The 18,748-nt window shown below is 72.3% G+C and carries 15 protein-coding genes; 3 read left to right on the top strand and 12 right to left on the bottom strand.

The features are described 5' to 3' along the window. Positions 1 to 49 precede the first annotated feature (49 nt). The 8 genes from IEZ17_RS17845 to IEZ17_RS17810 are packed head-to-tail and all read right to left on the bottom strand — an operon-like array spanning position 50 to position 10,414. Positions 50 to 679 (bottom strand): TetR/AcrR family transcriptional regulator, encoded by a 630-nt coding sequence (locus IEZ17_RS17845; RefSeq protein ID WP_189301228.1) that lies wholly within the window; start codon positions 677 to 679, stop codon positions 50 to 52. Continuing rightward, positions 667 to 1,488 carry an enoyl-CoA hydratase family protein gene (locus tag IEZ17_RS17840; RefSeq protein WP_189301226.1) on the bottom strand — a complete coding sequence of 274 codons (822 nt, stop codon included), beginning with the start codon at positions 1,486 to 1,488 and terminating at the stop codon, positions 667 to 669. The genes IEZ17_RS17845 and IEZ17_RS17840 overlap by 13 nt, the downstream gene beginning before the upstream one ends. Further along, entirely contained in the window at positions 1,485 to 3,080 is a 1,596-nt protein-coding gene (locus IEZ17_RS17835; RefSeq protein ID WP_189301224.1) for a 4-coumarate--CoA ligase family protein, read from the bottom strand. Before IEZ17_RS17835 ends, IEZ17_RS17840 begins: the two co-directional genes overlap by 4 nt. 46 nt (positions 3,081 to 3,126) lie before the next feature. Beyond that, complete coding sequence (locus IEZ17_RS17830) at positions 3,127 to 4,314, bottom strand: acyl-CoA dehydrogenase family protein (RefSeq protein ID WP_373299855.1); 1,188 nt, start codon at positions 4,312 to 4,314, stop codon at positions 3,127 to 3,129. Positions 4,315 to 4,364: 50 nt separating this feature from the next. Continuing rightward, positions 4,365 to 6,269, bottom strand: coding sequence for an ATP-binding protein (locus IEZ17_RS17825; RefSeq protein ID WP_189301223.1), 1,905 nt, complete (start codon positions 6,267 to 6,269; stop codon positions 4,365 to 4,367). A gap of 43 nt (positions 6,270 to 6,312) precedes the next feature. Then, positions 6,313 to 7,911 (bottom strand): acyl-CoA carboxylase subunit beta, encoded by a 1,599-nt coding sequence (locus IEZ17_RS17820; protein ID WP_189301221.1) that lies wholly within the window; start codon positions 7,909 to 7,911, stop codon positions 6,313 to 6,315. Beyond that, positions 7,908 to 9,599 carry an acyclic terpene utilization AtuA family protein gene (locus tag IEZ17_RS17815; protein ID WP_189301291.1) on the bottom strand — a complete coding sequence of 564 codons (1,692 nt, stop codon included), beginning with the start codon at positions 9,597 to 9,599 and terminating at the stop codon, positions 7,908 to 7,910. Before IEZ17_RS17815 ends, IEZ17_RS17820 begins: the two co-directional genes overlap by 4 nt. Positions 9,600 to 9,610: 11 nt before the next feature. After that, positions 9,611 to 10,414, bottom strand: coding sequence for a TIGR03084 family metal-binding protein (locus tag IEZ17_RS17810; protein ID WP_189301219.1), 804 nt, complete (start codon positions 10,412 to 10,414; stop codon positions 9,611 to 9,613). Positions 10,415 to 10,648: 234 nt separating this feature from the next. Between IEZ17_RS17810 and IEZ17_RS17805 the strand changes: the two genes are divergently transcribed. Further along, complete coding sequence (locus IEZ17_RS17805; protein ID WP_189301217.1) at positions 10,649 to 10,894, top strand: chaplin; 246 nt, start codon at positions 10,649 to 10,651, stop codon at positions 10,892 to 10,894. Between the two features lie 72 nt (positions 10,895 to 10,966). Here the strand turns inward: IEZ17_RS17805 and IEZ17_RS17800 are convergent, their stop codons facing one another. Next, positions 10,967 to 11,152 (bottom strand): DUF397 domain-containing protein, encoded by a 186-nt coding sequence (locus IEZ17_RS17800; RefSeq protein ID WP_189301216.1) that lies wholly within the window; start codon positions 11,150 to 11,152, stop codon positions 10,967 to 10,969. Continuing rightward, complete coding sequence (locus tag IEZ17_RS17795) at positions 11,149 to 11,970, bottom strand: helix-turn-helix domain-containing protein (protein WP_189301214.1); 822 nt, start codon at positions 11,968 to 11,970, stop codon at positions 11,149 to 11,151. Before IEZ17_RS17795 ends, IEZ17_RS17800 begins: the two co-directional genes overlap by 4 nt. Before the next feature lie 683 nt (positions 11,971 to 12,653). On the opposite strand from IEZ17_RS17795, the gene IEZ17_RS17790 reads away from it, so the two are divergent. Continuing rightward, positions 12,654 to 13,364, top strand: a complete 711-nt coding sequence (locus IEZ17_RS17790) for a hypothetical protein (RefSeq protein ID WP_189301212.1) — start codon at positions 12,654 to 12,656, stop codon at positions 13,362 to 13,364. Positions 13,365 to 13,632: 268 nt separating this feature from the next. On the opposite strand, the gene IEZ17_RS17785 is transcribed toward IEZ17_RS17790, so the two are convergent. Then, a complete protein-coding gene (locus IEZ17_RS17785; RefSeq protein ID WP_373299858.1) occupies positions 13,633 to 14,592 on the bottom strand; it encodes an EamA family transporter in 960 nt (319 codons plus the stop codon). Between the two features lie 176 nt (positions 14,593 to 14,768). Here IEZ17_RS17785 and IEZ17_RS17780 point away from each other — a divergent pair, with 176 nt between their 5' ends. Continuing rightward, positions 14,769 to 15,647 carry a LysR family transcriptional regulator gene (locus IEZ17_RS17780; protein ID WP_189301210.1) on the top strand — a complete coding sequence of 293 codons (879 nt, stop codon included), beginning with the start codon at positions 14,769 to 14,771 and terminating at the stop codon, positions 15,645 to 15,647. Here IEZ17_RS17780 and IEZ17_RS17775 read toward each other — a convergent pair. Beyond that, positions 15,644 to 18,730 carry an FAD-binding and (Fe-S)-binding domain-containing protein gene (locus IEZ17_RS17775; protein WP_189301208.1) on the bottom strand — a complete coding sequence of 1,029 codons (3,087 nt, stop codon included), beginning with the start codon at positions 18,728 to 18,730 and terminating at the stop codon, positions 15,644 to 15,646. The two genes, IEZ17_RS17780 and IEZ17_RS17775, sit on opposite strands and share 4 nt — an antisense overlap. Positions 18,731 to 18,748 lie beyond the last annotated feature (18 nt).

Below are 18,748 nucleotides of genomic sequence, written 5' to 3'. Positions count from 1 at the left end.
GACAGCAACCCCCACGGCGGGGGGAGCCAACAACGTGGGAGGGGCAAACTCACATCCGTCGGGACAACACGTCGTCGATGATCTTCGCCCACTGGGCGACCACGCGGTCCCGTCGGGCCGAGTCATCCGTGAGGAGGTTGGCCAGGCCCAGCCCGCGTGCCATGTCGAGCAGGCCCTGGACGGTCTCCCGTACGCCGGGGGCGGATTCGTCGGCGTCCAGCAGGGCCACTGCCGTGCGGTGTGCCTCCCGGCCCACCCGGGCCTCCAGGGCGGTGACCCGGGCGCGCAGTTGATCCTCGTCGGAGGCGGCCACCCACAGGTGCAGCGCGGCCCGGAACAGCGGGCCCGTATAGAGGCCCACCAGTTCCTCGACGATGATCCAGGTGCGGGCGATGGAGCCGGCGGGCGGCAGGTTGTGGGCCACCGCCTTCAGCGCGCCCTGCCGCTTCTCGGCGACGTGCTCGACGGCCGCGGTGAACAGGTCCTCCCGGGTGCGGAAGTGGTGCTGGGCGGCGCCCCGCGAGACGCCCGCCCGCTCGGCCACGACGGAGACCGTGCTGCCGCTCCAGCCCCGCTCCGCCAGGCAGGAGATGGCCGCCTCCAGCAGTTTGAGGCGGGTGGCGCGGCTGCGTTCCTGCTGGGGCTCCTTGGGGCCGCGCGCCGGGGTCAGCGCGCCCATTCGGGGGCCCGTCGCTCAAGGAAGGCGGTCATGCCCTCGCGTGCCTCGGCGGAGCCGAAGAGCCTGGCGGACTGCTCGGCGAGCGCGTCGGTGTCCCGGTCGAAGGCGGCCAGCACCCCGGCCGTCACCAGCTTCTTCGACTCGGCCAGTCCCTGGGGGGAGCCCTTGCGCAGGCTGTCCAGCAGGGGCGCCAGTGCGGCGTCGATGCCGGCGTCGTCCGCGTCTTCGGCGCGGTCGGCGGTGGCGAGCGTCAGCAGGCCGATCCTGGCGGCCTCCGCCGGGCCGAACTTCTCGCCCGTCAGGTAGTAGCGGCCGGCGGCGCGGGGGTCCAGGCGCGGCAGCAGCGGCAGCGAGACGACCGCCGGGGCGAGACCGAGCCGCGCCTCGGTGAAGGCGAAGGTCGCGTCCGGTCCCGCCACCGCGATGTCGCAGGCGCCGAGCAGGCCGAGCCCGCCCGCCCGTACGTGGCCGGTCACCCGGGCGACGACCGGTTTGGGCAGCTCGACGATGGCCCGGAGCAGCCGGGCGAGCCCCAGCGGGCCGTCCGTGGCGGCGCCCGAGGTGGCCTCGGTCAGGTCCGCTCCGGCGCAGAACGTGGTGCCGGTGTGGGCGAGCAGCACGGCGCGCACGCCGTCGTCCGCCGCGGCGTCCGCGAGGCCCTGGTGCAGTTCGGCCACCAGGCGGGCGGAGAGCGCGTTGCGGTTGTGCGGGGAGTCGAGGGTGAGGGTGGCGATGCCACGCTCGTGGGAGCGCACCACCAGGGGTGTCGCGGAGGCCGCGCCGGCGGGCGCGGGCGGTGCGTCGGTCATCGGGCCGTCGAACTCCTTTCCCTGGCGCGTAGTTCGCGGCGCAGGATCTTTCCGGTGGTGGCGCGCGGCACGCTGTCCAGGAATTCCACGCGGCGCACCTTCTTGTACGGGGCTACCCGACCGGCAACGTAGGCGATGACCTCGTCCGCGGTGAGTTCGGCCCCCTGCCGGCGCACCACGAATGCCTTGGGGACCTCGTTGCCGTCCTCGTCGGTGACGCCGATGACGGCCGCGTCCGCGATGCCTTCGTGGGCGAGCAGCAAAGCTTCGAGGTCGGCGGGGGCGACCTGGTACCCCTTGTATTTGATCAACTCCTTGACGCGGTCGACGACATACAGCCAGCCGTCCGCGTCCGCCCGTCCGATGTCGCCGGTGTGCAGCCAGCCCTCGGGGTCGATCACCGCGTCGGTCTCCGCGGGCCGCCCCAGGTAGCCCTTCATCATCTGCGGTCCCTGGATGAGGATTTCGCCGCTCTCGCCCGGCCCCAGGTCCGCGCCGGTCTCCAGGGACACGATGCGCATCCGGGTGTTGGGGAGCAGTGTGCCGACGGCCCCCGGGGGCGGTGCGGTGGCGGAGGCGGGCACCATGTGGGTGGCCGGGGAGAGTTCGGTCATCCCGTACGCCTGGAGGACCGCGGGCAGGCCGAGCCGGCGGGCGCAGGCGGCGGCGAGTCCGTCGTCCAGCGGGGCGGCGGCGCAGACGAGGTGCCGGAGAGAGGACAGGTCGTAGTCGTCGACCATCGGGTGTTTGGCCAGTGCGAGCACGATCGGGGGCGCCGCGTACACCTCGGTGATGCGGTGGTCGGCTATCGCGGCGAGGAACTGCCGCAGGTCGAAGCGGGGCAGCACGACGACGGTGGCGCCGTTGCGCAGCGGAGCGTTCATCAGGGCGGTCAGCCCGTAGATGTGGAAAAAAGGCAGGACGGCCAGGATCCGGTCGCCGGGTCCGTTGGACATCAGCGGGGCGAGCTGGGCCAGGTTGGTGGCGATGCTGCGGTGGGTGAGCATCACGCCCTTGGGGGTGCCGGTGGTGCCGGAGGAGTACGGGAGTGCGGCGAGGTCCGTGGTGGCGTCGAGGTCGAGGGCCGCCGGGGGCTCGGGGGCGTCGGCGGCGAGCAGGTCGCCGATCGAGCGATGGCCCTCGGCCCGGTCGCAGACGAGGATGTCGGCGATGCCCCCGGCCTTCCGGGCGGCGCCGCGCGCGGTCTCCAGCAGCGCGGCCACGGTGACGATCCGGCGGGCCCCGGAATCCCGGAGCTGGGTGGCGAACTCCTCCTCCGTGGCCAGCGGGTGGATGGTGGTGACCGCCGCCCCGCACCGCGAGGCGGCATAGAAGACGGCAGGGAAGGCCACGGAGTTGGGGCTGTGCAGGGCCAGCACGTCGCCTCTGCGGAGCCCGGACGCGGCGAGGCCGGCCGCGATCCGGCGGCTGTGCCGGTCGAGTTGGGCGTAGCTGACGGTGCTGCCGTCGACGCCGTCGATCAGTGCGGGCCGCTCACCGTACTCCGCCGCCCGCCCGAGGACGGCCTCGTGGATGGGCAGCTCCACGGGAGCGACATCGGCGTATGCGCTGCGGTACACGTGGGAATCCATGCCGGGGCCTTTCCTTCGGTGGGTCCGGGGCGCACGTGGTCCGGTCTCAGTACGACTTGGGCAGCCCCAGCGACTGGTGCGACACGAAGTTGAGGATCATCTCCCGGCTGACCGGGGCGATCCGCGCCACCCTGGCGGCCGTGATCAGCGACGCGAGCCCGTATTCGTGGGTCAGGCCGTTGCCGCCCAGGGTGTGCACGGCCTGGTCGACGGCGCGGACCGCGGCCTCGGCCGCCGCGTACTTGGCCATGTTGGCGGCCTCGCCGGCGGCCAGGTCGTCGCCCGCGTCGTACAGGAGCGCCGCCTTCCGCATCATCAGCCCGGCCAGCTCCAGCTCGATGTGGGACTGGGCGAGCGGGTGCGCGAGGGCCTGGTGGGCACCGATGGGCTCCTTCCAGACCTGGCGGGTGCGGGCGTAGTCGACGGCCCGGCCGAGGGCGTAGCGGCCCATGCCGAGGGCGAACGCGGCGGTCATGATCCGCTCGGGGTTGAGGCCGGCGAACAGCTGGAGCAGGCCGGCGTCCTCGTCGCCGACCAGGGCGTCGGCGGGCAGCCGCACCCCGTCCAGGGTCAGCTCGAACTGCTTCTCCGGGGCGGCCAGTTCCATCGGTATCGGGCTCCGGCCGAAGCCGGGGGTGTCGCTCTCCACGATGAACAGGCAGGGCTTGAGCTTCCCGGTCCGGGCGTCCTCGGTGCGGCCGACGATCAGCGTCGCGTCGGCGATGTCGACGCCGGAGATGAAGATCTTCCGCCCGTCGAGGACCCAGTCTCCACCGTCCCTGCGGGCGGTGGTGGTGATCCGGTGCGAGTTGGACCCGGCGTCCGGTTCGGTGATGCCGAAGGCCATCTTCCGGCTGCCGTCGGCCAGCCCCGGCAGCCAGCTGCGCTTCTGCTCCTCGGTGCCGAACCGGGCGATGACCGTGCCGCAGATCGCCGGCGACACCACCAGCATCAGCAGCGGGCAACCGGCCGCCCCCAACTCCTCCAGCACGAGGGAGAGTTCGACGATACCGCCGCCCCCGCCGCCGTACTCCTCGGGGAGGTTGACGCCGAGGTAGCCCAACTTGGCGGCCTCGGCCCACAGTTCGTCGGTGTGGCTGCCGTCGGCGACGACCCGGGCGAAGTACTCCCGGCCGTAGCGTGTGCCGAGCGCCGCCACGGCGGCGCGCAGCGCACGGTGTTCCTCGGACTCGATCACAGGGTTGCTCACGGCCTTGCTCGGGACCTTGCTCATGCCGGCTCCTTGTGGCGGTGGGTGAGGGACGTGAGGGTGCGGGGACCGCGTCAGTCGGTGACGACGGCGAGCAGCGCGCCGACCTCGACCTGCTGCCCCGTACGGGCAGGAAGGGACGTGAGGGTGCCGGCCGCCGGTGCGGTGATCTTGTGCTCCATCTTCATGGCCTCCAGCCACAGCAGCGGCTGGCCGGCCGCGACCCGGTCCCCCTCGGCGAGCCCGTCCGCGATCCGCACGACGGTGCCGGGCATCGGGGCGAGCAGCGAGCCGGGCTCCGTACGGGCGGCGGGGTCGGGGAAGCGGGGCAGCGCGGTGAAGGTGCGGGCGCCGGCCGGTGCGTCGACATGGACCCGGTCGCCGTAGCGGGCGACGGTGAACCGCCGCCGCAGGCCGTCGACTTCGAGCACCACCGCGTCCGCCGCGAGGGAGCACAGCCGGACGCCGGGGAAGTCCTCGGCGGCCAAGCCGTCCCGCCCGAGCCGGTAGCGGACCGGATACGCCCGTTGCCCATCCCCGGCCGGCGCGTAGGTCTTGACCTGCGGGCCGGACGGGACGTTGCGGAAGCCCCCGAAGCGGGAGCGGCCGTGCGCGTCGGCGAGGGCGGCGGCCAGCGCGTACACCGCGTCGCCGGCCGGCTCGGGCGCGGTGAGGGCGGCGAGATGGCGGTCGTAGAAGCCGGTGTCCAGCCCGGTGGCGCCGGCGAACTCCGGGTGCCGCAGCGACCGCACGAGCAGATCGCGGTTGGTGGCCGGTCCATGGATGTGCGCCCTCTCCAGGGCGCCCGCCAGCTTCCGTACGGCCTCCTGGCGGGTCGGCGCCCAGGCGATCACCTTGGCGAGCATCGGGTCGTAGTGGACGGTGACGGTGTCCCCGTCGGTGACGCCGGAGTCCAGCCGTACGCCGTCCGGCAGCGCGAGCCGGTGCACGGTGCCGGTCTGCGGCTGCCAGCCGGCCGCCGGGTCCTCCGCGTAGAGCCGCGCCTCCACGGCGTGCCCGCGCGGGGCGGGCAGTTCGGCGGGCAGCGGCCGGCCCTCCGCGATGCTCAGCTGGAGGGCCACCAGGTCGATCCGGTAGATCTCCTCGGTGACCGGGTGCTCCACCTGGAGCCGGGTGTTCATCTCCAGGAAGTACGCGCGCCCGTCGGCCGAGACCAGGAACTCGACGGTGCCCGCGCCCCGATAGCCGATGGCGCGCGCGGCCTGTGCGGCGGCCCGGTGCAGGGTGTCGCGCAGCGCGTCGGGAAGTCCGGGCGCCGGGGCCTCCTCGATGACCTTCTGGTGGCGCCGCTGGAGCGAGCAGTCACGGGTACCGAGCGTCCAGACCGCGCCGTGCGTATCGGCGAGCACCTGCACCTCGACGTGCCGGCCGCCCTCCACATACGGCTCGACGAAGACCTCCCCGTCCCCGAAGGCCGCCGCCGCTTCGGCCCGCGCCGACGCCAACTCACCTCCCAGAGCGCCGAGTTCCCGGACGACCCGCATCCCGCGCCCGCCGCCCCCGGCCGCCGCCTTCACCAGCAGCGGCAGTTCGGCGGCAGTGGCGGCGGACGGGTCGACGGGGGCGAGCAGCGGCACCCCGGCCGCCGCCATCAGCTCCTTGGCGCGGGTCTTGGAGGCCATCGCCGCGATGGCGGCGGGCGGCGGCCCGATCCAGCACAGCCCCGCCTCCGCCACCGCGGCGGCGAACTCCTCGCTCTCGGACAGAAACCCGTACCCCGGGTGGACCGCGTCCGCCCCGGCCGCCACCGCCGCCTTCACGATCAGATCGCCGCGCAGATAGGTGTCGGCCGGCGCATCGCCCGGAAGCCGTACCGCGGTGTCCGCCTCCCGTACGTGCGGGGCGTCCGCGTCCGCGTCGGAGTGCACCGCGACGGTCGCGACGCCCAGCTCGCGGCAGGTACGGAAGACCCGGCGGGCGATCTCCCCCCGGTTGGCCACCAGCACGGAACCGATCACCGCGCGTCCCTCCTCCGCAGAATCGACCACTGTCATCGCCACCTCACATCCGGAAGACGCCGAAGCCGCCCCGCGCACCCTCGACCGGCGCGGTATGGAGCGCGGACAGACACAGGCCGAGGACGGTACGGGTGTCGCGCGGGTCGATGACGCCGTCGTCGTACAGCCGCCCGGACAGGAACATCGGCAGCGACTCGGACTCGATCTGCTGCTCCACCATGGCGCGCAGCCCCGCATCCGCCTCGTCGTCGTACGGCTGCCCCTTCGCCGCCGCCGAGGCGCGCGCCACGATGGACAGCACCCCGGCCAGCTGCTGCGGCCCCATCACGGCGGATTTGGCGCTCGGCCAGGCGAACAGGAACCGGGGGTCGTACGCCCGCCCGCACATCCCGTAATGCCCGGCTCCGTACGAGGCGCCCATCAGCACGGACAGATGCGGCACCCGCGAGTTCGACACCGCATTGATCATCATCGCGCCGTGCTTGATGATCCCGCCCTGCTCGTACTCCTTGCCGACCATATAGCCCGTGGTGTTGTGCAGGAACAGCAGCGGAACGTCCCGCTGATTCGCCAACTGGATGAACTGCGCGGCCTTTTGGGACTCCGCGCTGAACAGCACCCCCTGCGCATTGGCGAGGATCCCGACCGGATAGCCGTGCAGCTCCGCCCAACCGGTCGCCAGACTGGCCCCGTACAGCGGTTTGAACTCGTCGAAATCCGAGCCGTCCACGATCCGGGCGATGACCTCGCGCGGATCGAACGGCGCCTTGAGGTCGCCGGGAACGATCCCCAGCAGCTCCTCCGCGTCGTACTCCGGCGGCGCCGCCGGCCCCGGATCGCCGTGCGCCTTAGGCCAGTTGAGCCGCGCCACCACCCGCCGCGCCTGCCGCAGCGCATCGAGCTCGTCCACCGCGAAGTAGTCCGCGAGTCCCGAGGTCCGGGCGTGCATCTCGGCGCCGCCCAGCGACTCGTCGTCGCTCTCCTCCCCGGTCGCCATCTTCACCAGCGGCGGCCCGCCGAGAAAGACCTTGGCCCGCTCCTTCACCATGATCACGTGGTCCGACATCCCCGGCACATACGCACCACCGGCCGTGGAATTCCCGAACACCACGGCCACCGTCGGAATCCCCGCCGCCGACAACCGCGTCAGGTCCTTGAACAGCGCCCCGCCCGGAATGAAGATCTCTTTCTGGCTCGGCAGATCAGCACCGCCGGATTCCACCAGACTGACCACCGGCAGCCGGTTCGCAAAGGCGATCTCATTCGCCCGCAGGGCCTTCTTCAACGTCCAGGGATTGCTCGCCCCGCCGCGTACGGTCGGGTCATTGGCGGTGATCAGGCACTCCACGCCCTCGATCACCCCGATCCCGGTGACCAGCGAAGCACCCACCGCGTAGTCGCTCCCCCAGCCCGCGAGCGGCGACAGCTCCAGAAACGGGGTATCCGGGTCGAGCAGCAGCTCAACCCTCTCCCGGGCGAGCAACTTCCCCCTCTTACGGTGCCGGTCGACGTACTTCTCCCCGCCCCCCGCCACCGCCTTGGCGTGCTCGGCCGCCACCTCCCCCAGCTTCTCCAGCATCGCCGCACGCCGCTCGGCGTACTCGGCGCCGGCCGTATCCAGCGCGCTCCCGAGGACGGTCACAGCAATTCCTCCGGTATCTCCAGATGGCGGGAGCGCAGCCACTCCCCCAGCGCCTTGGCCTGCGGATCGAAGCGCGCCTGCGAGGCGACGCCCTCCCCCAGCAGCCCCTGCACCGTGAAGTTCAGCGCCCGCAGGTTGCCCAGCACATGCCGATCGACGACCAACCCGACCGTCTCCGGCAGAAGTCGACGAAACCGCTCCACGGTCAGCTCGTGTGCGAGCCACCGCCAGGCGGCATCCGAACGGACCCACACCCCGACGTTCGCCGAGCCGCCCTTGTCACCGCTCCGGGCCCCGGCCACCGCCCCCAGGGGAGCCCGCCGGGTGGGCCCGGGAGCCAGCGGCGCGGGCAGCTCCCCCACGAGGCGCGAACCGTCCGCCACCATCACCTCGGCCGCCGGAATCTCCACCCGCCGCCCGTCCGGCAGCACGGCGACCTGCGGCACCTCCGCCGCCGCGACGTACTCCGCCGCGAAGACCCCGTACGGCGAGCCCTTGCCGGGCGGCGCCGTGACATGGAACCCGGGATAGCTGGCCAGCGCCAGTTCGACCGCGGCGCCGCTGACCGCCCGGCCGACGGCCTCGGGCTCCGGATCCCGTACAACGAGCCGCAGCAGCGCGCTCGCCTCCTCCTGAACACCCGCGTCGGCATGGTCCGTCCGCGCGAGCGTCCACCGCACCTCTGCCGGACGGCGCCCGGCCCGCCCCAGCGCATCCTCGAACTGCCCGCGCACCAGCGCCGCCTTGGCCTCGATGTCGAGCCCGGTGAGCACGAAGGTGACCTCGTTGCGCCAGCCGCCCATACGGGTCAGCCCGACCTTCAGCGTCGAGGGCGGCGCCTCGCCCCGTACGCCCTCGATCCGCACCCGGTCCGGACCGTCCTGCGTCAGCCGTACGCTGTCCAGCCGCGCCGTCACATCAGGCCCCAAGTAGCGCGGCCCATCGGTCTCGTACAACAGCTGAGCGGTGACGGTACCGACGGTGACGGCGCCCCCGGTCCCCGGGTGCTTGGTGATCACAGCACCGCCGTCCGCATGGATCTCGGCCAGCGGAAACCCGGGCCGCCGCACGTCATGCTCCCCGAAGAACGCGTAGTTCCCGCCCGTCGCCTGCGTACCGCACTCCAGCACATGCCCCGCGACGACCGCACCCGCCAACCGGTCGTAGTCGTCCGGCGCCCACCCGAAGTGCGCCGCGGCCGGCCCGGTGACCAGCGCCGCGTCCGTCACCCGCCCGGTCACCACCACGTCCGCACCGGCGCGCAGGCACTCCGCGATCCCCGCACCGCCGAGGTACGCGTTGGCGGTGAGCACCCCCTCGCCCCACCCCCGCCCCACCAGGTCATCGCCCTCGACATGCGCCACCCGCACCGGAACCCCGACCCGCTCCCCCAACTCCCTTACGGCATCCGCCAGTCCGGCAGGATTCAGCCCACCCGCATTCGCAACGATCTTCACACCCCGCTCGACGGCGAGCCCCAGCCCCTCCTCCAGCTGCCGCAGAAACGTCTTGGCGTACCCCAGACGCGGATCCTTCAGCCGGTCCCGGCCGAGGATCAGCATCGTCAGCTCGGCGAGATAGTCCCCGGTCAGCACGTCCAGCGGCCCGCCGGTCAGCATCTCCCGTACGGCATCGAACCGGTCGCCGTAGAACCCGGACGCATTCCCGATCCGCAGCGGCTCCGCCACCCCCGGCTCCGTCACCGCCGCACCCCGCCCGGCGCCCGCCCCGGCCCCGCCGGCCCGGCGAAGGACTGCGCGATGTCCAGCCACCGGTCCGCGTCCGCCCCCGTCGCGACGACGGAGACATCGTCCCGGTGTACCCGCTGCGTCACCAGCAGGCAGAAGTCCAGCGCCGTCCCCGTCACCCGCTGCGCCGCGTCCTGAGGCCCAAACGTCCACACGTCCCCATCCGGGGCGGTCAGCTCCACCCGGAACTCCTCCCCCGGCGGCGTCAGCCCGCGCACCGCATACGCATAGTCCCTGGCCCGCACCCCGATCCGCGCCACATGCCGCAACCGCGCCGTCGGCACCCGCCGCACCCCCAGCGCATCCGCCACGTCCTGCCCGTGCGCCCAGGTCTCCATCAGCCGCCCCGTGGCAACCGACGCCACACTCATCGGCGGCCCGTACCAAGGGAGTTTGGCGCCCGCCGGCTGCGCGGCCAGCACCCGCTGCAACTCCTCGCGCCCCGCCCGCCACCGCGCCAAGAGCTCAGCCGGAGCCAACCGGGCCCCGCGCTCCGCCCCCTCGTCCACGAAGGTCTCCGGCGAGGCGAGCGCCACCCTCACCTCTTCCGCGAAGGCGCCCGGATCCACGGCGGACTGCACCGCCCGCTCATCCGTCCACGCAAGGTGCGCGATCTGATGCGCGACGGTCCACCCGGCGGCCGGCGTCGCCCGCCCCCACTCCCCTTCCGGGAGCCCCGCCACCAGCCCGTCCAGCTCCTCACCCTCGGCCCGCAGGTCCTCAAGGACCTCCCGAACCTCCCGCGGATCGGCCATCCTGCGCTCTCCTCGTCGACGCCATAGCCCATGTCCCCTGAGGGAAGGGCGCGTTGAGTGCTGCGGTGCGGGTACCGAGGGTGGCAGCGCGTCCAGAAACAATCAAGCACGCATGCATGATTTTTTGCCAGGGAGCACCGTGTCATCCGAATGGCTCAACCGTTGCACAGCGTGCGTCTCCGCCCTCGGAGCCGACACCTTCCCAACTCACCTGACCAGCACGGGAGAACACCGATGAACCTCGCCGCCAAAGCCGCCCTGGCTCTCACTGCCGCCGGCCTCGCCACCCTCGGCGCCACCGGCTCGGCGTTCGCCCATGGCGGCGCCAACGCCGACGGCAAGGCCGAGCACAGCCCCGGCGTCGTCTCCGGGAACCTCGTCCAGGCCCCCGTTCACGTCCCCGTGAACGTCGTCGGCAACACCGGCACCGTCATCGGCGGCCTCAACCCCACCTTCGCCAACGACGGCTTCAACGGCTGACACCACCGCACGGGCCGAAGGCCCGTTGAACTCCCCCGCCCGGTTCAGCTTCCCCGCCCGGGCGGGGGTTCCTCACTCCGCCGAGGCGGCGTGGCGAAGGAAGGCGGTCCAGGCACGGGGGGTTACGTCGAGGACGTGGCCCGCCTTGTCCTTGGAGTCGCGTACAAGGATGGCGTTGGGGTTGGTGGCCACCTCTATGCAGTCGCCGGCCTCAACGCCGCTGTAGCTGGACTTGAACCACACCAGTTGTTCATTCATACCCGACCTGCCAACTTCTCGATGAATTCTGTCGATTCCCTCGTGGACAGAGCCTGTGTCCGCATCATGGCATAGCGTTGCGTCAGATTTCGAACCTTCTGTCGGTCGGAGACCAGCTGGCTTTCCGCATTACCTTCGACGTAGCCCAACCAGCGCGGTTCCGTTGTCTCCAACAACACGATCGAGCCGTCGAGACCCGGGTGCTCAACATCCGTCGGCATGACCTGGAGGGAGACATTGCGCAGCTGTGTCCGCTCCAACACCCTCTCCAGTTGGGTGCGATGAACCTTCCGCCCGCCCATCGGACGCTCCAGTGCTGACTGCTCGACGATGAAGTGCACCGCCGGATGATCTTCACGGGTGAGGAGCACTTGCCGGTCCAGCCGGGCGCCAACGTGGCATTCGAGTTCCCCCTCGGTGAACGCCGGAACGCGCCAGCCCATCACCGCCCGCGCGTAGTCCTCCGTCTGCAACAGCCCCGGTACGCAGTGCGGGTCGTGCGAGTAGCGCGTCATACACTTCATTTCCAGCTTCGGCAGATCACGGAAGAACTTCGGGTATCGCACCTCATCCAGCAGCGGAATCGCCGCCCGCAGCACTCCATTCGCTCCCAGCAGCTCGTCCGCCCGCTCCACCGTGGCCGGGTCCGGGATGCGCTGAGCCAGTTCGTAGGACTTGATCGTGTGGGACGCGTAGCCAAGCCGCCTCCCCAGCTCCTCGCGACTCAGCGATGCCAGCTCCCTGAAGAGCTTCAGCTGCCCACCGAACACGCGCAACGCCACCGACGCCCGCTCCCCGCCACCGTCTGAATTCACCATGCCTCCTCGGGTACGGCTACGGACACTCTCCGTATGCGCGCCATCACTGTGCAGGCTAAGCACGGATGCCGACCATGGGAGGCATGAATCAGAAAAAGCCCTCATCCGGGGACAGTCCCTTGGCCCAAGGTCGGATCGCGGCACAGGAGTTGGCGTCCGCGCTCGCCTCCGCCGGGTTCACATTCCCCTCCCTCCATGGCGACTTTCCCGTGATGAACCGGGCCCACGTCCAGCTCGGCGGGATGTCCGCGGCCGAGGCATTCCGGCTCGCCGCATGGATTCGGGAGCGGACGGAAATGCGGGGACAGAGGCCGTGAAGATCAATCCGTGGCAGATCAGTCCACGCCGGATGACACTCTCGGTGTACCGGGTTTCAGCGGCCGGTGAGCGTACTCCGCTCCGCGAGGTCGTCGTTCGGCACGACGATCCCTGGCAGCTGGTCGACGATGCTCCCGGGCGCTATCCGCCGTGCCGGTGCCCCAGTTGCGAGCGGGGCGGCAGGCAGGAGAATGGCAACTAACTACAGGAGCATCGCCCGCGGTTACCGTTTCTCGACCGCCTGGCACGGGCGGCTTCCTGCGCACGCCGGACCGCTGCCGAAACCTGCCACCCGACGGCGCACGAGGGGCGCACCACCGCAAGCGTACGAGCGGTTGGAGAAGGATATGGCTCGGGTCACAGGAATGTTCGGAAAGCTCGGTCCGCAATTCCCGGTCGAGATAAGGGATTTCACGGAATACGAGACGGTCCCGCTGGCAGCACCGCCGCCGACCGTCTACTGGGAGAAGAACGTCAGTACCTGGCCGATGGACGGCAACGATCAGTACGGCGACTGCACCATGGCCGCCGCCGCGCACGCGCTCCAGTCCTGGAACGCCCAGACCAGCGAGGACCTGCCGGTCCCGACCGAGCAGCAGGTCATCGACCAGTATCTCCAGCTGTCCGGCGGGGAGGACACCGGACTGGTCGAGTCCAATGTGCTCAAGACCTGGCAGGACGGCGGCCTGTGGGGCAACCGCGTGGTGGCGTACGCCCCGGTGAACGTCCACGATCTGACCGCGATCCGGCAGACCATCGCACTCTTCGGCGCGGTGTACGCGGGCATCCAGGTACCGGCCAACGCCCAGCAGCAGTTCCGGGACGGCAAGCCGTGGACGCTGGATCCGGGCTGGCAGGAACAGCCCATCGAAGGCGGGCACGCGATCCCGTTGCTCGGCTATGACGCGGACTACGTCTACGCGATCACGTGGGGTGCGGTCCAGCCGATCGCCTGGGACTGGTGGTCCACATACTCCGACGAGGCATGGGCCATCCTGTCGGAGGAGTACGAGGAGAAGGGCGTCGTCAACGGCATCGACATCGCGACGCTCAAGGAAGACCTCCAGAAGGTCTGAGCGCGGCCGAACACGCTCGCACCCCGGTGGGACAGCCCCACCGGGGTGCGGTCGGCGACGGCGCAGGGCCGGAGGGATGTACCGGAGTGCGCCCGCAGGACCTGGAGCGAACGCCGGGGCATTCCTCATCCACAGACCAGATGCGCCCGCGCCGAGGACGTACTCCGGTGCAGCCCTCCGGCCCCCACCCACCGGACAGCAACCGAGGCCACGCCAGCCCCCACCCACCGGGCAGAACCCGAAACGAAGCCCGCCCCCACACAGGCCCTCAGCGCCGCGACCCGCTCAGCACCGCCCCCGCACTGGCCACCACGACCAGCCCGATGGCCACCAGCTCCACCCACCCCAACGCCTGGTGCAGCACCAGGAATCCGGCGGTGGCCGCCGCAGCCGGCTCCAGGCTCATCATGACCGCGAAGCCGGAGGCGGGCAGCTTGCGCAGGGCCAGCAGCTCCAGCGTGTACGGCATCACGGACGACATCAGCGCCACCGCCGCCCCCAGACCCAGCGTGACCGGGTCGAGCAGCGCCGACCCCGCACTGAAGAGTCCGAGCGGCAGGCTGAGAAGCGCGGCGACCGTCATGGCCAGCGCCAGCCCGTCGGCCTGCGGGAAGCGCTGCCCGGTACGGGCCGAGAGCAGGATGTACGCGGCCCAGAGACCGCCCGCCGCCAGCGCGAACCCGGCCCCGAGCAGGTTCAGCCCGTCGAACCCGGCGCGCCCCAGCAGCACGACACCGCCCAGCGCCAGCGCCGCCCACACCACGCTCAGCAGCCGCCGCGAGGTGGCGACCGAAAGGATCAGCGGACCGAGGAATTCCAGCGTGACCGCCGCGCCGAGGGGGATGCGGTCGATGGCCTGGTAGAAGAGCGAGTTCATGCCGACGAGGGCGATGCCGAAGCCGAGGACAGTGACCCAGTCGCCGCGCGTGTAGCCGCGTACCTTCGGCCGGCAGACGATCAGCAGCACCAGCGAAGCGACGACCAGCCGCAGCGTGACGACGCCCAGCGCGCCGGCCCGCGGGAACAGCAGCACCGCCACCGACGACCCGAATTGCAGCGAGACGATCCCGCCGATCACCAGCGCCACCGACCCGAGCCGGCCACGCGCCCCCGCGGGCCCCGCGGCCCCGGCCTCCGCCTCGGCGCACAGCACCTCGGGCGACGGCGGCACGGGCTGCGGAATCACACCGTCGGCTATCGCGCCGCTCGTAGAGCCGACGGAGCCCATGGAGTCGGCAGAGCCCATCGAGTCGACGGAGCCAGCGGAGGTCGCAGGGGCATAGGAGGCGGACGTGGCCGGGAAGGAGCCGTCGGAACCGGCGGGCGATGCGTTCACACCCCCACGCTACGGCCCGCCTTCCGGCACGTGAAATGCCATTTTCTCCGTTGTTATGCTCCGCACACATGAGCATCGAGCTGCGTCATTTCCGCTGCTTTCTCGCCATCGCCGACACCCTCAGCGTGACCCGCGCCGCCGAACGCCTGCACCTGACCCAGCCCGCCGTCTCCCGTACGCTCCGGCAACTGGAGCAGGACCTCGGCGTGCGCCTCGTCGACCGCTCCACCCACCACCTCGCCCTCACCCCCGACGGCCTCGCCTTCCGCGACCAGGCCGCCATCGCGGTCACCGCCTTCGACCGGGCCCTCGGCCACGCCCGCCGCACCAGCTGGCCTCTCCGCCTGGGCCACGCCTGGTCCGCGGCCGGTACGGGCACCACCGCACTGCTCCGCCGCTGGCACGAGGAGCACCCGGAAACCCCGCTCGAACTCCTCCGCATCGACGACCGCACGGCCGGCCTCGCCCGCGGCGACGTGGACGCGGCCCTGCTGCGCGGCGAGGTCCGCGCCCCCGGGCTGATCACCGAGCAGCTGACGACGGAGCCCCGGGTGGCCGGCCTCCCCGCCGACGACCCGCTGGCCCGCCGCCCCACCCTGTCCCTCGCCGACCTCGCCGACCGCACCCTCGCCCTCAACACGGTCTCCGGGATCACCACTCTCGACCTGTGGCCCGCCACCGCCCGCCCCGCCGCGACGATCACCATCGGCAACACCGACGACTGGCTCGCCGCCATCACGGGCGGCCGGGCCATCGGCGTCACCACATCGGCCACCGCCGAGATGCACCCGCATCCGGAGATGGCGTACGTCCCGCTGACCGACGCCCCACCCGTCCCGGTCGTGATCGCCTGGCGCGACGGCCCGGGACATCCGCGCATCGCGGACCTGGTGGCGCTGGCCCACGAGGTGATGGGCCACCGCCACACCGCACCGAACGCCACCTAGGGCAGATCGCGAGCGGCACCCTCCTCCCGCCCCTCCACCCCACCATGCCCCAACCCCTCCGCCAGTACCTCCGCCAGATGCCGTCCCCGCCGCTCCCCCAGCTGGTCGAGCTGGGTGCGGCAGGAGAAGCCGTCCGCGAGGATCTCGGCGTCCGGGGCGGCGCCTCGTACGGCGGGCAGGAGCTGTTCCTCGGCACAGGTCACCGACACGTCGTAATGCCCGCGCTCGAAGCCGAAGTTGCCGGCCAGGCCGCAGCAGCCGCCGCTCAACTCGCCGCTCAACCCGGCCCGTTCGCGCAATCGCCGGTCGGCGGCGTCGCCCAGGACGGCGTGCTGGTGGCAGTGGGTCTGGCCGGCGGCCGGGCGGTCGATGCGGGGCGGGGTCCAGTCGGGGGCCCGTTCCTCCAGGACTTCGGCGAAGGTCCGGACGGAGGCGGCGAGGCGGGCGGCCCGCGGGTCGTCGTCGCCGGCGAGCAGCTCCGGCAGGTCCGTGCGGAGGGCGGCGGCGCAGCTCGGTTCGAGGACGACGAGGGGGAGGCCGTCGCGCAGCAACGGGCTCAGGACCTCGACCGTACGGCGCATCACGGCCCGCGCCCGGTCGAGCTGGCCGGTGGAGACGTAGGTCAGTCCGCAGCACAGGGTGGGGCGGTGCAGCCGGGGCAGGGGGCGGGTGCGGCCCGCGGGGCGTACGGGGGTGGCGGGCGGGAGCAGCGGGCGCAGCCCGGCGTCCTCCAGGACGTGTACGGCGGCGCGGCCGACCTGCGGGGAGAGGAAGTTGGTGAAGGTGTCGGGCCAGAGGAGGACGGTGCGGTCGGCCGCATGGCCGCCGCCTCCCTGTCCGGCCCGGCCCTCCTTCAGCCGGTTCCACCACCACCGGCTGAACGTTTCGGTGGCCAGCGCCGGGATCGTCCGCTCGGGGGCGATCCCGGCGACGCGCCCGGCGACGGCGGCCAGCGGCGTGCGGGCGAGGGCGTTGAGCAGCGGCGCGGCCGGGGCGGCGGCGCGCAGCCACTGCGGGAGGCGGCCCAGCGCGTAGTGGGCGGCGGGGCGGATCCGGCCCGCGTAGTGGTGGTGCAGGAACTCCGCCTTGTAGGTCGCCATGTCGACGCCTACGGGGCAGTCGCTGCGGCATCCCTTGCAGGACAGGCAGAGGTCGAGCGCATCGCGGACCTCCGGGGAGCGCCAGCCGTCCGTGACGACCTCGCCGGCCAGCATCTCGTGCAGCAGCCGGGCCCGCCCGCGCGTGGAGTGCCGCTCCTCGCCGGTGGCGCGGAAGGAGGGGCACATCACCTCGGCGGAGCCCGGACCGACGGCGCCGGCCCGGCACTTGGCGACGCCCACGCAGCGGCGTACGGCGGCGGAGAAGTCGCCGTTGTCGTGCGGATAGCCGAACTCGACGGGGACGGGGCGCTTGGGGAGCACGGCGAAGCGGAGGTTCTCGTCGAGTCGGGCGGGGCGTACCAGCATGCCGGGGTTGAGGCCGGCGGCCGGGTCCCAGAGGTCCTTGAACCGGCCGAAGAGGCCGACCAGTTCGTCGCCGTACATCTTGGGGAGGAGTTCGGCGCGGGCCTGGCCGTCGCCGTGTTCGCCGGAGAGGGAGCCGCCGTGCGAGACCACCAACTCGCCGATGTCGTAGGAGAATTCGCGGAAGCGGCGGATGCCGGGGGCGGTCAGCAGGTCGAAGTCGATCCGGACGTGGATGCAGCCGTCGCCGAAGTGGCCGTAGGGGGTGCCGCGCAGCCCGTGCTGGGTGAGCAGGGCGCGGAAGTCCCGCAGGTACGGGCCGAGTCGGGCGGGCGGTACGGCGCAGTCCTCCCAGCCGGGCCAGGCTTCTCCCCCACGCTCGGCTCCTCCCCCACTCTCGACTCCGCTCGAGCGGGGGGACCCCCATGCGCGGGCGGTACCCCCATCATCGGGCAGCCGGCTCGCGGCACCCGAGGCGTCCTCGCGGACCCGCCACAGGGCGCGCTGTCCGGCCGGGTCGGCGACCACCGTGTGGCCGGTGGCGCCGTCCGCGGCAGCCGCCCGGCACAGCTCCTCGGCCCGTGCGGTCGCCTCGGCGCGGCTCGCCCCGCCCATCTCCACGAACAGCCAGGCGCCGCCCTTCGGCAGCCCGGTGGCGCTGCCGACCAGGTCGGCGGCCATACCCTCGACGGTCAGCGGTTGGTACGGGAGCAGGGTGTGCGCGGCCTCGGCGGCGGCGCTCTCGTCGGGGTAGGCGAGCACGGCCAGCACCCGCGCCGCCGGGGTGTCGACGAGCCGTACGGTGGCCTCCGTGACGACGCCGAGGGTGCCCTCGCTGCCGGTGAGGGCGCGGGCGAGGTCGGTGCCCGACTCCGGGAGCAGGGCGTCCAGGGCGTATCCGGAGATCCGGCGCGGGAGGCCGGTGGGGTATCCGGTCCGCAGCAGCGCCAACTCCCCGGCCACCAGGGCCTTTACGCCGTCCCCGAGGCGCGGCGGCAGTCCGGTGGGGCGGCCGGCGGCGTCCGCGCCCCGGCCGGCCCGTACCGGCTCGCCGCCATACGTCAGCAGTTCCAGTTCGTGGATGTTGTCGGCGGTGGTGCCCCAGGCCACCGAGTGCGAACCGCAGGAGTTGTTGCCGATCATGCCGCCCAGAGTGCAGCGGCTGTGGGTGGAGGGGTCGGGCCCGAAGGTGAGGCCGTGCGGGGCGGCGGCGGCCCGCAGGTCGTCCAGGATGACGCCCGGCTGGACGACGGCCGTACGGGCCTCGGGGTCCAGCGACACGATCCGGTGCAGATGGCGGGTGAAGTCGAGGACGACGCCGGTGCCGGTCGCCTGCCCGGCGATGCTGGTGCCGCCGCCGCGCGGCACCACGGGGACGCCGCGCTCCCGGCACACCCGCAGCGCCGCCGCGACGTCCTCGGCGTCCCGGGGTGCGACCACCGCGTCCGGGACCCGCCGGTAGTTGGACGCGTCCATCGTCATCAGGGCCCGGTCGGCGGCGGTGGCCGAGACCTCGCCCCGTACCGCCGCGGCCAGTTCCCGCGCCAGTTCCCGCCGGTCCGCCGACCCGCTCTTCTCCTTGCGATCCTTGCGATCGCCGCGCTCCTTGCGATCAACCATGCCCCCAGCCTTCCCACT

Origin of the sequence: Streptomyces albospinus (genome assembly GCF_014648695.1) — a bacterium.
GTDB lineage: Bacteria > Actinomycetota > Actinomycetes > Streptomycetales > Streptomycetaceae > Streptomyces > Streptomyces albospinus.
This window is presented reverse-complemented; position numbering and strand designations above follow the sequence as displayed.